13 protein-coding genes are annotated in these 13229 nt (G+C 38.7%); 12 read left to right on the forward strand and 1 reads right to left on the reverse strand.

Features of this window, described 5'->3' with window-relative positions; all coding sequences use genetic code 11:
• Positions 1-14 precede the first annotated feature (14 nt).
• From ACRD69_RS20215 to ACRD69_RS20240, 6 genes are read left to right on the forward strand one after another with little or no spacing between them, the layout of a single operon-like run.
• The gene (locus ACRD69_RS20215; RefSeq protein ID WP_430816955.1) at positions 15-1313 is read left to right on the forward strand and encodes a polysaccharide pyruvyl transferase family protein; all 1299 of its coding nucleotides are present in this window, start codon (positions 15-17) and stop codon (positions 1311-1313) included.
• Positions 1310-2230 carry a methionyl-tRNA formyltransferase gene (locus ACRD69_RS20220; RefSeq protein WP_430816956.1) on the forward strand — a complete coding sequence of 307 codons (921 nt, stop codon included), beginning with the start codon at positions 1310-1312 and terminating at the stop codon, positions 2228-2230. Before ACRD69_RS20215 ends, ACRD69_RS20220 begins: the two co-directional genes overlap by 4 nt.
• Positions 2223-3236 (forward strand): GNAT family N-acetyltransferase, encoded by a 1014-nt coding sequence (locus ACRD69_RS20225; RefSeq protein ID WP_430816957.1) that lies wholly within the window; start codon positions 2223-2225, stop codon positions 3234-3236. Before ACRD69_RS20220 ends, ACRD69_RS20225 begins: the two co-directional genes overlap by 8 nt.
• The gene (locus tag ACRD69_RS20230; protein WP_430816958.1) at positions 3226-4722 is read left to right on the forward strand and encodes a lipopolysaccharide biosynthesis protein; all 1497 of its coding nucleotides are present in this window, start codon (positions 3226-3228) and stop codon (positions 4720-4722) included. The genes ACRD69_RS20225 and ACRD69_RS20230 overlap by 11 nt, the downstream gene beginning before the upstream one ends.
• A complete protein-coding gene (locus ACRD69_RS20235; protein ID WP_430816959.1) occupies positions 4722-5420 on the forward strand; it encodes an FkbM family methyltransferase in 699 nt (232 codons plus the stop codon). The genes ACRD69_RS20230 and ACRD69_RS20235 overlap by 1 nt, the downstream gene beginning before the upstream one ends.
• Positions 5421-6788, forward strand: coding sequence for a polysaccharide deacetylase family protein (locus ACRD69_RS20240; protein WP_430816960.1), 1368 nt, complete (start codon positions 5421-5423; stop codon positions 6786-6788).
• Between the two features lie 2 nt (positions 6789-6790).
• Here ACRD69_RS20240 and ACRD69_RS20245 read toward each other — a convergent pair whose 3' ends face one another.
• The gene (locus ACRD69_RS20245; RefSeq protein ID WP_430816961.1) at positions 6791-8011 is read right to left on the reverse strand and encodes a glycosyltransferase family protein; all 1221 of its coding nucleotides are present in this window, start codon (positions 8009-8011) and stop codon (positions 6791-6793) included.
• Positions 8012-8181: 170 nt separating this feature from the next.
• Here ACRD69_RS20245 and ACRD69_RS20250 point away from each other — a divergent pair, with 170 nt between their 5' ends.
• From ACRD69_RS20250 to ACRD69_RS20275, 6 genes are all read left to right on the forward strand, one after another.
• Entirely contained in the window at positions 8182-9060 is an 879-nt protein-coding gene (locus tag ACRD69_RS20250) for a cell division protein FtsX (RefSeq protein WP_430816962.1), read from the forward strand.
• Between the two features lie 39 nt (positions 9061-9099).
• Positions 9100-9351 (forward strand): DUF3098 domain-containing protein, encoded by a 252-nt coding sequence (locus tag ACRD69_RS20255; protein ID WP_430816963.1) that lies wholly within the window; start codon positions 9100-9102, stop codon positions 9349-9351.
• An 82-nt stretch (positions 9352-9433) separates the two neighbouring features.
• On the forward strand, positions 9434-10228 hold the full coding sequence (locus ACRD69_RS20260) for an undecaprenyl-diphosphate phosphatase (protein WP_430816964.1): 795 nt from the start codon (positions 9434-9436) through the stop codon (positions 10226-10228).
• Between the two features lie 9 nt (positions 10229-10237).
• The gene (gene truB, locus ACRD69_RS20265; protein ID WP_430816965.1) at positions 10238-10957 is read left to right on the forward strand and encodes a tRNA pseudouridine(55) synthase TruB; all 720 of its coding nucleotides are present in this window, start codon (positions 10238-10240) and stop codon (positions 10955-10957) included.
• A 155-nt stretch (positions 10958-11112) separates the two neighbouring features.
• A complete protein-coding gene (queA, locus tag ACRD69_RS20270; protein ID WP_430816966.1) occupies positions 11113-12162 on the forward strand; it encodes a tRNA preQ1(34) S-adenosylmethionine ribosyltransferase-isomerase QueA in 1050 nt (349 codons plus the stop codon).
• 200 nt (positions 12163-12362) lie between these two features.
• Positions 12363-13175 (forward strand): universal stress protein, encoded by an 813-nt coding sequence (locus tag ACRD69_RS20275; protein ID WP_430816967.1) that lies wholly within the window; start codon positions 12363-12365, stop codon positions 13173-13175.
• Positions 13176-13229: the final 54 nt, after the last annotated feature.

Consider the following 13229-nt stretch of genomic DNA (forward strand, 5'->3'; position numbering starts at 1 on the left):
AACTAAATTATTCAATGGATCAAAACAAAATCTTTTTAACCGGTTTATTATCAGCCAGGATAGGTGGACTTGAAGTGGGTAACCTTGGAAATTTCGCCATAGTTGAACCATTTATCGATAACCTGAAAAAAGAGTTTCCAAACCACTCGATCAGGACTTCCTTCCAATTGTCAGAGAGTTTTGAGCAACAAAAAGAGATTACATGTTTGCGCAACGAACGCTTCTGGAATTATGGCAAATACACAGCTAAGCAAACCATTAAAGACGCATTTAAACTGCTGCTTTATAAAATAAGTTTTGGTTCATCAACTAAAATAATCAATTCGAGCAAACTATTAAAAGAGCTATATAACGCTGATTTTGTTATTGATTTCAGTGGTGATGTTTTTGGTGAAAACGCCAAGTTCAATGTTTTCCTGGAGGGGGCAGCAAAAATATTCTTTGCCTACGCTTTAAAGAAGAAAGTATTTGTATTAGCAAGCTCACCAGGTCCTTTTAAAAAGCTTTATAAACGTCTGATCGTAAAATACCTTTACAACAAATCTGAAATCATCCTGAATCGTGAACCAATAAGCACCGACATGCTTATTGAGCTTGGACTGAACAAGGAAATAACAAAAACATCAGCATGTCCTTCATACCTGTTTAAAGGCAACCCTCCTTCTACAGAATCAGGACTTTTAAACAAGTATGGCATTCATAATGAAGATAAGCTTGTAGGTTTTATTCTGACAGGCTGGACCCTCAAATATGCCCCTTACAATAAGTTGCCACGCGAAGAAGATGAACTGACAATATTCGTAGAGTTCCTGATTCACCTTTATGAAACCTATGAATTTAAAATTGTCCTTTTATCTCATGGCAATACAACATTGGACAATGGTGACCTTGTTTATGGTAATGACTACTATATTCTAAAACAGCTATTTGAGATGATTCCTGAAAAATATAAAGACAGGATCATTCTTATCAACGAAGTATTTGATGCGAAACGTGCCAAAGCATTCATAGGTAATTTTGACACGCTGATAAGTGGTCGATTACATGGGGCTATAGCTGGCATTTCTCAAACTGTCCCAACAATAGTTTATGATTACGGTCATGAACCTAAAGCACATAAACTACGAGGATTTTTAAGACTTATCAACTACGAAAACTTCCTTTGTAATCCAACGGACCTTGATGAGATGAAGAGTTTATTCAATAAACTCTGGACCAATCGCCTTTCAATAAAAGAACAACTAAAAGAAGAGGTGGCTTCCGTTCAGAGCAAAGCCTTACTCAACTTTAAATCAATTAAAAAATTTATATGATACGGGTGGTTTTTCTTGGCATGGGAGGTCCCATTACCACAATGGTTTTAAATACATTACTAAGCCATAAAAATGTGGAGCTAATGTGCCTGATCAAGCCACTTCAAAAAGGTAATTCTGATTCTAAAGCCAAACAGATATTTCAAAAACTCCCCCCACTTATCCAAAGGGCAATCAGGAGTTGTCGAATAAAGTTTCTTAACATCGAAAAGTGGCAACTACCTGATTTAATATCCCGCTTCAATATTGACGTGATCACCACAGGTGATATCAACTCTGGTAAAACCATTGAATTAATTCAGTCGAAAAAGCCAGACTTAATTGTAGTCGCTAACTTTAATCAGATACTAAAAAAAGGAATCTTATCCATACCTAAAATAGGCTGTATCAATGTCCATCCATCCCTATTACCAGACTATCGGGGTGCAAATCCGATTTTTTGGATGTTCAAGAATAATGAACAAACGGGCGGCACTACAATACATTTGATTGATGAAGGAATAGACACCGGTGGTATAATTAAGCAGTCGGAATTCAGATTAAGTGAGAGCGAAAGCGTTCAATCATATAGTATTAAATGCGGGCATGCTGCAGCAAAAGACCTTAACAGCGTTCTGGATTCCCTCTCTGAAAATACTTCATTGTCAAGCGTGAACATTGTTAAAAAAGGAAAATACTACCCCAGACCAACTGAAAAGGATGGCGAGTTATTGCTTATTGATAAGCCAGAGATAGTCTTGCGTAATTATCGTGTTATGAAAAATTACACCCCTGTTTATCTGAGCATTGACAATAAACAATTTACAATTACCAGTGCCTGGATAGATAAAACAAACGAGTCTGGTAATGAGCCAAATGAATTTGTATATTCATCAAATGAAAAAGCACTAAAATTCAAAGGTACATACAATGCCTAAATATTCTATACAAACAATTCCCTACGATACAGCTGCCGGTGATTGGAATGAACTTCTAAGTAATTCCGTTAATGTGAGCCCTTTTCACCACCTTGAATGGTTAAATGCATACTCAAAAGCCAAGGGTGAGTCTTTTGAAATAATAGGGTGCTACAATGAGAATAATGAGATCGTTGCAGGATTTGCCTATTTCTACCGAAAGAAATATGGATACAAATTAATTATTAATCTTTTGGGGATTGATAATCATATAATATACCGCGAAAGAGCAACAAAACTACAATCAAAAAAAGAAAGCTACTATTTTGATATTTACGAAGCAATAAACAACTACCTGGATAAAAATTGCAATCACATAGAATACACCCTGAGTTATTGCCATACTGATATTCGTCCTTTCAAATGGCAGGGATTCAAATCTGAAATTCGATACACCTACATAGGTGACCTGACTGACACGGATACCTTGCTAAAGAATTTTAATCCGGATGTAAGGAATAAAATTAAAAAAGCACTCAAACTCAACTATAGATTTGACTGCTCCAACTCAGCAGAAGAAATATTAGTCAGCCATCAATTAATTAAACGCTCACTGGATAAAAACAGTCAAGCACAGGTGCTTGATCAGGAAGAATATCAAACATTTTGCAAGCTGCTTCACCAGGCAGAAATGATTAAGGTTTGTAATATTTACAACGACGAAACTCCAGTGGCAACAAGAGTGATCATTCACAATAAAAATCAAGCCATTGATTTCCAGGCCGGAGGTAATGAAGCCTATTTTAAAACAGGTCTTAATCAACTTCTAAGCTATAAGATATTCGAGATGCTGCACCAAAACAACATCGGACAATATGACTTTAGAGGTGCAAATACTCCAACTATTGCAAGATACAAGTCAGGTTTTAACTTTAATTTGAAGCCATATTATCATATTTGGAAAGACAAAGGTTTAATGTTTAAGGCAATGCTAAAAACAAAAGAATTAATCGCGAATGTTAGGTAAGCTCAGAGAACTCTTTAAAGAAAGCTTCTTCTATGGCATTGGCAACTTTCTGACGAAAGCCAGTGGCCTTTACCTGTTACCGCTGTATTCAACCTATCTCACTAAGGAAGAGATCGGTTTAATGGGGCTTTACGAGACTGCTTTCTTTTTTCTGATGGCCATTGCAGCCTGGGGTACCAAAAGCGGTTTCACCAGGTGGTATAATGATATGCCAACGCAAAATGATCGCAAGTCTTTGTTCTTTACCACCTATGCTTTTAATGTGATCAGCAACACAATAGGGGTTGTCCTCACAGCAATCATACTCTTTAACCTCAATGTGTTTGATACTGAAGGCAGCGAACGCATTATCCCCTATTTTTGTTTGTCAGGATTGTTCAGACTGCTTTATGATGTGCCTTTTATTATGCTAAGGGTTCAACAAAAGGCTTTCAAACAAACAACTTATCAAACACTGAACATAGGCTTCACGATCCTTTTTACTTTTTACCAGCTGGAAATAAAAAACAATGGTTTTGAAGGCATCTACATTGGACAGCTAATGGCTAATGGATTAACCTTTTTAATAACAACCCCCTTAATAATTAAAAGCTGCCATTTTCGTTTTAAAGGCACACTGTTAAAAGAAATGATCCGTTATGGCTACCCACTGGCTGTTTCAAATGTTTTGTTACATGTTTTGGCCATAAGCGATCGTTATATACTGGAAGCGTATTACTCTCTGGCGGATGTTGGAAGTTATTCGGTGGCTACCAAAGTCACAAACCTGCTGCAGTTTCTGGTTATGGGCACCTTCATTACCTCCTATACTTTCCAGTATTACAAATCTCTAAATGAGGAAGACAACTCTCGTTATCACATAAAAATATTCAGCTATTTTATGCTCTTTATGGTCCTGACGGGAATTGCCATTACCTATTTTTCCAAAGAGATCATTTTTATCATCATGGCTGGAAAAGTTGAGTATTTTGATGCCGTTCCTGTCATTCCATTTCTGATGACAGGCCTTATCTTTTCAGGCATGCAACAGGTGTTTAAATTACCACTGACCAAAGCCAAACTAACCAGGCTCATTTCAATTGTGACCATTGGAGCCGGCACCTTAAATGTTGGTTTAAACTTCCTGGTTATACCACAATTCGGCAAAGAAGGTGCTGCAGTTACAACCGCTGTCACCCAACTGACAGCCGCCCTATGTTTTTTGTATCAAAGCAGAAAAATAGAAGGCACCCAATACGAGTGGCGTAAAATCGCATTGCTGTTAATCCTGGGTATTGTATTCTGTGGCGGATTCTTTTTGATACCCTCCATCAATATTGTGCTTGACATAGTGGTAAAACTTTGCTTATTGACCTTATTTATTCTATGCCTGTTTATATTTAACTTTTTTGAACCCATTGAAAAACAAAGAATAACAGAGGCATGGACCAAATGGAACAAACCAAGGGATATTATTGATAATATTAAAAGCTTAAACAAAAAATAGTGCAACTTAAACATTCAATAATCAAACTATACCGGTTTTTACGTGGCAAATCGCCGTATATCACCCGGACTGCAAAAGTCAGGCATGAATGGGTTGGCAGTTCAAACGGCGGTTTTTATGTAGCTCCTGAATATATTCATCCCGATTCAGTGGTTTATTCCTTTGGAATTGGTCAGGACATCAGTTTTGACACTTCCCTGATTAAAAAATACGCTTGCAGTGTATATGGTTTTGATCCAACCCCTAAATCAATTGAGTGGGTCAAAGCACAGGGTGAAATATCCAATTTTAATTTTGTACCCGTTGGAATAAGTGACAAAACAGGCGAACTTGAGTTTTTCCTGCCTCAAAACGACAAGCATGTCTCGGGTAGTTTGGTTGATAACACTGTCACCAATTCAGAAAACACCATTAAGGTGCCAGTTAAAGACCTTAAAACAATTGCCGGTGAATTAGGTCATCAAACCATCGATGTACTTAAAATGGACATAGAAGGCGCCGAATATGATGTGATTCCAGGCATTATTGAATCCGGTATAGACATCCGACAGATTCTTATTGAATTTCACCATCGTTTGTACCCCGGGGGCAATAAAAAAACCAGGGACGCCATCAACTTGTTGGCTAAACATGGTTATAAGGTTTTTGCCACCTCGGACATAGTAGAGGAAATATCGTTTATCAAATCTGAAGAATAAATGCAGCAGGCTCTCAATCATAATCAACTGGAATACGTCTTTTTTCACCTGAATCAACACATTGATTTGTCAGATGAGATAAGGAACCTGATCCGGTATTCTAAAGAAAAACCAGGCAGTAAACTTTTGTCATTCAGAGCATCTAACAATACCATCTCACTTAACAGTCAAATAGCATACAAAGATGAGTTAATTCCTAATTTATTTCCACTCTCTGACAAAGAACAATGGTTTGACCCTGAAGGTGAATCGGTAGTATTCCATCATGATATTTTAAAGGCAGCTTTCTATTTATTAAGTGCTTACCAGGAGTTAAACTCTGAAAACACTGATCATATGGGGCGTTTTCAGTTCAACGGTTCTGTTCAGGAACAATTGCAGATCGTCCAAAAGCCCATTGTCAACTACTATTTCAATATCATCAGCGATGGCATTGAACTATTTTGCCGGACCCATAATATTGCTTTTAAACGAAAGCGTTTGTTCAACAACTTTGGCTTTATGCTCACGCATGATGTTGACAGGGTTGATTATTTCCACTGGAGGGAAACGGCTTATAAAATAATGCAGCTGGCAGGTCTCAAAAAAGCACATTACAATAAAAAACGATTGTTTAAGGCCACTTTGAATGCCATTCTCCCCACTTTCTTTCCGGGTTATAAACAAGATCCATGGTGGAACTTCAAAGAACTGCGTAAGCTTGAGAAAGCTCACAACTTTAAATCTGCCTGGTATTTCCTTAACCGCGACGGCTCACCACACGATGCCAAATACTACCTTGAAGAAACAAGGATCAAACAGCTCATTAACAACCTTGAAGCAGAAGACTGTGAAGTTGGTTTGCATGGCTCAATTAAAACAGCTTCAGATCGAAAAGCAATGCAAAAAGCAAAAAAACGCATTGATGCTGTAGCTAACCAAGCTATCGTCGGTACGCGTCAGCACTTCCTTAAATTCCACTACCCTGCTACGCTGCAAATACAACAAGACAACGGCTTGCAATACGACACCACAATGGGCTTTGCAGAGCATGAAGGCTTTCGTAATTCCTACTGCTACCCTTTTAAACCTTATGACCACACCAACGACCAGATGATGCAGATCTGGGAGTTTCCCTTGACAATAATGGACACAAGTCTCTTCGGATATAGAAATCTCAATTACAATAAAATGAGAACTTCATTTGAACAACTGATAAAAGAAATCAGACAATTTGGAGGATTACTTGTTATGCTCTGGCACAATTGCAATTTCGATGAATATGAAAACCCTGGTATCAAAGCCTATTTCACTTCACAGCTGGAAGCTATTGCCAATCATCAACCGGAGTCGCTTACTGGTAAAGACGTTTTACTAAAATTAGCCTGATCCTACATTTTAGATCTGATAGCCTCATCAATAATCGCAGCGCGTTTTTCAAAAGTATGCTCACTTAAAGTTCGTTGTTGCCCCCTTTGAGCAATGGCCTCCATATCTTTGGGGTTATTGAGCAACCATTTGATCTTATCTTTAGCTTCACCTATTGATTGATAAGACACTACCTCATCATTACTAAAGTATTCATTCAAATCCGGCTTCCAATCTGTCAAAAGACAGCTCCCCATCCCGGTCACTTCATACATACGCATATTGGCTGCAAATTCTTTTGCTATATCTCCATGTATATTAAAGGCTATTTTTGACTGTGCAATTTCCTTAAACATATCCATTGCAAAAACCGGCTCCTTCATTTGCTTCATCAAAGCGCCACTGACCCTTGAAGATTGTGGATAATGCTGAAGTTTACTGACCTTATTAAAACCCGCAACTTTCTTATTAATCATATTTAGCCCTGACTTTTTGAAAAGCCGACTGGCAATAAAAGCCGCCTGACGCAGAGCCAATCCTTTCGATGAGTTTGTGTTTAAATTAATTAAGAGGTTGATATCAACATTTTCTTTAATGAGGTTTTCAAGCAGCTGTATGCGCTCTTTATGAAAATTCTGATCCAATATCAGGGAACCGGTAAAAAGAAAATCATGTTTGTTTTTCCGCACATTTTTAAGCTCATCCAAAATGCGTCCATCAAAGGCATGAGGCACAATAATACACTCGGGCAAGCCATTTGATTCCAAAAGTTCTTTAAAATACGGTGCGCAAACCGTAATAAGATCAAACGCTTTGAAATCGGCATAATATTGCGGCGATATGGGAGAACAGCAATTGCCAATGGCTAACTTTATTGAAGGAATCTGTCGCTTCAGAAAGCGAATAAAGTCACCGTTAAAGCTATAACTATCCTGAAGCCAAATAATATCAGGCTTTAAACACTTAAGCTGTGCAACAAGAATCTCTTTATCCGTTCCTGACTTTACATTATTCTCTTTGCACCATTGCTCTTGCAGTGGCCTGGCGTTGGCAACAATCTCGTGCGCATCATACCACATTTGGTTAAAAGCAAAGACATAAGCATCAGACCAGGCAAAACGCTGCTTCATTAAATGCGCATGTCGCTGCTCATAACTAAGCCCGCTCACTTGTGCATTTTTGTTATAGTAATAACTCAAAAAGTCTTTGTAATAAGAAGTTATCTTAACCAGTCGGTAACTCATAGCATAATGTGTAAAGTGTTACAAAAGTGCAAAATCTTTAATAAACTTCGGCCATCATCACACCTGTCATAACACAAGCTCTGTGGTTAATTTTTGTTAATTCAAAGATTAATTGCCATCTTTTCTCACTCATCCAAAGGCATTTTATATTTTTGCAGTAATTCTGAAACATGGCAAGTAACAAACAAATAACAAGCGGTCGTAAATTACGAAGTTCATACATTACAACAACCATTAGCATTGCCCTGGTTTTATTCCTGCTGGGCATTATTGGTTTATTGTTTTTAAATGCACAACGCCTTTCCACATACGTTAAAGAAAACATAGGCTTCACCATATTGATTAAAGACAATGCACGTGAAGCTGAAGTAAAACGCCTGGAAAAGTTATTAAGCACATCACCATACATCAAGCAAACAGAATACATTGATAAAGACCGTGCGGCAAATGAACTTAAAGACGAGCTGGGTGAAGACTTTGTCGAGTTTTTAGGTTACAACCCATTATTGTCATCTATTGACGTCAAGTTATTTGCTGAATATGCCAACCCTGACAGCCTGGTCAAAGTGGAAGAAGTGATAATGGAATTTCCACAGGTGAAAGAAATCATCTATCAGAAAAACCTCATTCACCTGGTTCACCAGAACGTAAGAAAGATTGCTGTGGTGCTGGCCGGTTTTGCCGTGATGTTGCTTTTAATTGCAGTTGCGCTTATCAACAACACCATCCGCTTATCAGTCTATTCGAAACGTTTCATTATCCGAACCATGCAATTGGTCGGCGCAACCAAAAGCTTTATCAGACGACCCATTCTCTGGGGAAGTATCCTGCATGGTTTTGTCGGCTCGGTATTAGCCATTACCTTGCTTGCCGCCATGATTTACCTTAGCAGTAAAGAACTGGCTGGCGTCATTGGATTTAACAACATTGATTTAGTCTTTATATTATTTGGCATAGTAATCATCCTGGGTATTTTCATCACTTTCTTATCCACCTTTTTTGCGGTTAATAAGTATTTGAATTTACGAACAGATGACCTGTATTTCTAATACTAAAGACTATTGTTATATACACTTAAATAAGTAAACATGTCACAAAAGGAAGAAGATAAGAAATTCCAATTTGCCCTGGCAAAAGAAAACTACATACTTTTAGCTATTGGATTTGCCATCATCATTTTAGGTTTTGTTCTTATGATTGGCGGCAGAAGTGATGACCCAACAGTTTTCAACGAAGAAATATTCAGCTTCCGACGCATAACACTTGCTCCTATCGTGGTGCTGTTTGGTTTCATGTTTGAGATCTACGCCATCATGAAAAAGCCTAAAGGCGATAAGTAATATACAATTAAAATGCATTAAACCCCTTGTTAATACACAAGGTCTATATTGCACCATTCTATTCATCTATTGATCTGATCAAATGGGAGTTATTGAAGCATTGATTCTTGGAATCATCCAGGGATTAACGGAGTTTTTGCCCGTAAGCAGCAGTGGTCACCTTGAAATTGCAAAAGCCATATTTGGAGATAATGTGATTGCTGAAGAAAGTATGTTTATGACAGTGATGCTACATGGCGCCACAGCTGTCAGTACAATCGTCGTTTTTCGAAATGAAATCTGGAAGATCCTGAAAGGTCTTCTTCAGTTTAAATGGAACAGCCAGACAGCCTTCTCGGTTAAGATCATCATATCCATGCTGCCGGCGACATTTGTCGGACTGACCTTTAGCCAAGAGATGGAAATGCTGTATGACAATCAGATACTGCTGGTTGGATTTATGCTCATTATCACCTCAGGGCTGCTTTATTTTGCCGATAAAGCAAAGAAAACCAAGAAAAGCGTGAAGTTTCAAAGCGCCTTTATTATTGGCGTCGCCCAGGCATTGGCAATTCTGCCAGGTATTTCGCGTTCAGGCGCCACCATTTCAACTTCGGTTTTATTGGGGATCGATCGCAGAAAAGCCACCCGCTTCTCCTTTTTAATGGTAGTACCATTAATACTTGGTAAAATGGCCAAAGACCTGTTCTCGAGTGATTTTACCACAGCAGGCACACAGGCGCTTCCTGTTATTGTGGGATTTATAGCTGCATTTGTTACAGGGCTCTTTGCCTGTACATGGATGATCAAATTGGTTAAAAAAAGCAAATTGACCTATTTCTCTGTTTACTGTGCCATTGTTGGATTAATTGCCATTATCCATCAATTATATTTTTAATTATTACCCATGACAATGAAAATTGAATATAGTGAAGAACGCTTTCGTGAAGGACAGGTTCTGTTGATTAACAAACCTTTGGATTGGACTTCTTTTGATATTGTCAATAAGATTCGTTTATCGCTAAAGCGCTATTTAGGTATCAAAAAGATCAAAGTCGGACATGCAGGAACTTTGGACCCGTTAGCCACCGGGCTTGTTATTGTTTGTACCGGAAGAGCCACCAAACAAATTGATCAGTTCTTAGGTATGGACAAGCAATACCTGGCCAATGTGCGCCTGGGGGCAACCACACCTTCATTTGACCTGGAAACGGAGGCTGATAAACATTTTCCAACGGAACATATCACACAGGAAATGCTGGACGCTGCCATTGCTTCGCTGACCGGAGAAATTGAACAGGTCCCTCCCATGTTTTCAGCCTTAAAAATAAATGGTCGCAAAGCATATGACCTGGCCCGACAAGGAAAAGAAGTTGAATTAAAAGCCAGGAAAATAACGATCAGCGAATTAAAATTATTGAAGCGGGACGATAAAGACCTGGAATTGGATGTTTCGTGCAGCAAGGGTACTTATATCCGTTCGTTGGCAAGAGACCTTGGGTATGAACTTGAATCAGGGGCTCACCTAACGGGTTTAATCCGCACCCGAATAGGACCTTATATGCTATCAGAATCCATCTCAATAGAGGAATTTGAAAAAAATCTTGCTACTTTTGCAACAAAATAGAAATTGCCACGTATAAGGTACGCCTGTTGTGTGCAACAAACAAAGCTTAATTACGTTATTATTAAGCTATTTAAACAATTTATCATCTTGCTGTAATGCAGGGTGATTTTCTTTGTTTCATAAAATATAGAAGCAAATTAGTAAAACGAATATATATGAAGTTATCAAAGTTTAAGTATAAACTGCCCGAAGAGCTAATTGCATTACACCCTGCCGACAACCGCGATGAATCTCGCTTAATGGTATTAAACCGCCAGACAAAAGAAATCGAACACCGCATCTTCAAAGATGTTATCGATTATTTTGACGATCAGGATGTAATGGTATTCAATAACACAAAGGTGTTTCCGGCCAGATTATATGGTAACAAGGAAAAAACCGGTGCTGAAATTGAAGTATTCTTATTACGCGAATTAAATCGTGAGCAGCGCTTGTGGGATGTTTTGGTTGATCCGGCCCGTAAGATCCGTATTGGTAACAAATTATACTTCGGTGATGATGATAATCTAGTTGCTGAAGTTATTGATAACACCACTTCACGTGGACGTACACTTCGTTTTCTGTACGATGGTTCCTATGAAGAGTTCAAAGAAGCTCTTTACGGAATGGGAGAAACACCACTTCCAAAAATAATCAACCGTGAGGTTGTACCTGAAGATAAAGAACGCTATCAAACTATTTACGCCAAGCACGAAGGGGCCGTTGCTGCTCCTACAGCCGGCATGCACTTTAGCCGTGAATTGATGAAGCGTCTCGAAATCAAGGGCATTGACTTTTCTGAAATTACCCTGCACGTTGGGCTGGGAAACTTCCGTCAGGTTGATGTTGAGGACTTGACAAAACACAAAATGGATTCTGAACAGATCTTCATCACAGAAGGAGCTACAGATATTATCAATCGTGGTAAAGATCGTAAAAAACGTGTTTGTGCAGTAGGTACGACTGTTATGCGTACACTGGAGAGCTCTGTTTCAACATACGGACATGTGAAACCGTTTGAAGGCTGGACCAACAAATTCATTTTCCCTCCTTACGAATTCCAGGTGGCCAATTCGATGATCACCAATTTCCACTTACCACTATCAACGCTGATGATGATGGTTGCTGCTTTTGGTGGTTATGATTTCGTTATGGAGGCCTATGATGTTGCCGTTAAAGAAAAGTACCGTTTCGGCACTTATGGCGACGCTATGCTGATCATCTGATTAACTCATATATTTGATAGTAAAGCCGGCCTCAATGCCGGCTTTTTTATTGCCATATATGGCTGCTTCTGCTATCTGACAGCCTCAATAAAGTCACCAACTCCATACCACTACCTTTGCAAAGACTTAAATACTGCATGGGTTTATATAACCGTTCCTTTTTTGTAACTTGTGGTTAGCACCTTTAAAACTAATCAGGTATGGTACGTTTATTTGTTCCCATTAATTACTCCGACTACTCAGTCAACGCCCTGAATTACGCCATTAAACTGGGACAAAAGATTCCATCAACCATTACCCTGGTAACATGTAAAGACCCTGTCACCGACAAACGGGATAATGGCCTTAAGGAAACTAAACTTGATGAGCTCAAGGCATCTGTTGAATCCGGCTTTACAGCACAACAAAAGCAGAATATCAACCTTTTAACACGCAGTGAAACAGGCTACCCCGAAGATATACTGGTTGATATCAGTATCAAGGAAGAACCAGATGCCATAATCATGGGAACACGTAGCAAAGGTGAAACCATTAAAGAATTGCTTGGCAGTATAACAAGCGATGTCATTAAAAATGCCAAGGTTCCTGTTCTGGCTGTTCCGGCCGATTCTACTGTTGACATTGATCGCCTTAGTAATATTTTATTTGTCACTGACTTTGGCGATAGCGATTATCGTTCCCTCCACAAACTCATCCGCCTGATCACACCTTTTCAGACCCAGATCTTTGCCACACATTTTAAAGCTTCTCAGCCCGATAAATGGGATAAGAAACGACTCGAGGAAATGCGACTATACTGCAAACAAACCTACAGGAACTATAATATTTGCTTTGATTTCATTACGGGGGAAGATTTTATCAGTGACCTGGATGCATTTATCGAATCCAGCAAAATAGATTTAATAGCAATGACAAGACATAAGCGCAATATGATCTCGAAATTGCTTCACCCCAGCATCACTCGTAAGATGCTGTTTCATACCGACATTCCTTTGTTGGTATTTCACGAATAATGAAACAATGTTGCTTTGCAGGTGGTTATTATTGAGAAAAAGAGTAATTTACGA

This window comes from Carboxylicivirga agarovorans (assembly GCF_050589845.1).
Taxonomy (GTDB): Bacteria; Bacteroidota; Bacteroidia; order Bacteroidales; family Marinilabiliaceae; genus Carboxylicivirga; species Carboxylicivirga agarovorans.

Bases quoted from the DNA above. Each gene is read 5' to 3' on its own strand.
- ACRD69_RS20220 (WP_430816956.1), top strand. From the start codon at position 1,310: ATGATACGGGTGGTTTTTCTTGGCATGGGAGGTCCCATTACCACAATG.
- ACRD69_RS20240 (WP_430816960.1), top strand. From the start codon at position 5,421: ATGCAGCAGGCTCTCAATCATAATCAACTGGAATACGTCTTTTTTCAC.
- ACRD69_RS20275 (WP_430816967.1), top strand. From the start codon at position 12,363: ATGGTACGTTTATTTGTTCCCATTAATTACTCCGACTACTCAGTCAAC.
- ACRD69_RS20260 (WP_430816964.1), top strand. From the start codon at position 9,434: ATGGGAGTTATTGAAGCATTGATTCTTGGAATCATCCAGGGATTAACG.
- ACRD69_RS20255 (WP_430816963.1), top strand. From the start codon at position 9,100: ATGTCACAAAAGGAAGAAGATAAGAAATTCCAATTTGCCCTGGCAAAA.
- ACRD69_RS20250 (WP_430816962.1), top strand. From the start codon at position 8,182: ATGGCAAGTAACAAACAAATAACAAGCGGTCGTAAATTACGAAGTTCA.
- ACRD69_RS20225 (WP_430816957.1), top strand. From the start codon at position 2,223: ATGCCTAAATATTCTATACAAACAATTCCCTACGATACAGCTGCCGGT.
- truB (WP_430816965.1), top strand. From the start codon at position 10,238: ATGACAATGAAAATTGAATATAGTGAAGAACGCTTTCGTGAAGGACAG.
- queA (WP_430816966.1), top strand. From the start codon at position 11,113: ATGAAGTTATCAAAGTTTAAGTATAAACTGCCCGAAGAGCTAATTGCA.
- ACRD69_RS20245 (WP_430816961.1), bottom strand. From the start codon at position 8,011: ATGAGTTACCGACTGGTTAAGATAACTTCTTATTACAAAGACTTTTTG.
- ACRD69_RS20230 (WP_430816958.1), top strand. From the start codon at position 3,226: ATGTTAGGTAAGCTCAGAGAACTCTTTAAAGAAAGCTTCTTCTATGGC.
- ACRD69_RS20215 (WP_430816955.1), top strand. From the start codon at position 15: ATGGATCAAAACAAAATCTTTTTAACCGGTTTATTATCAGCCAGGATA.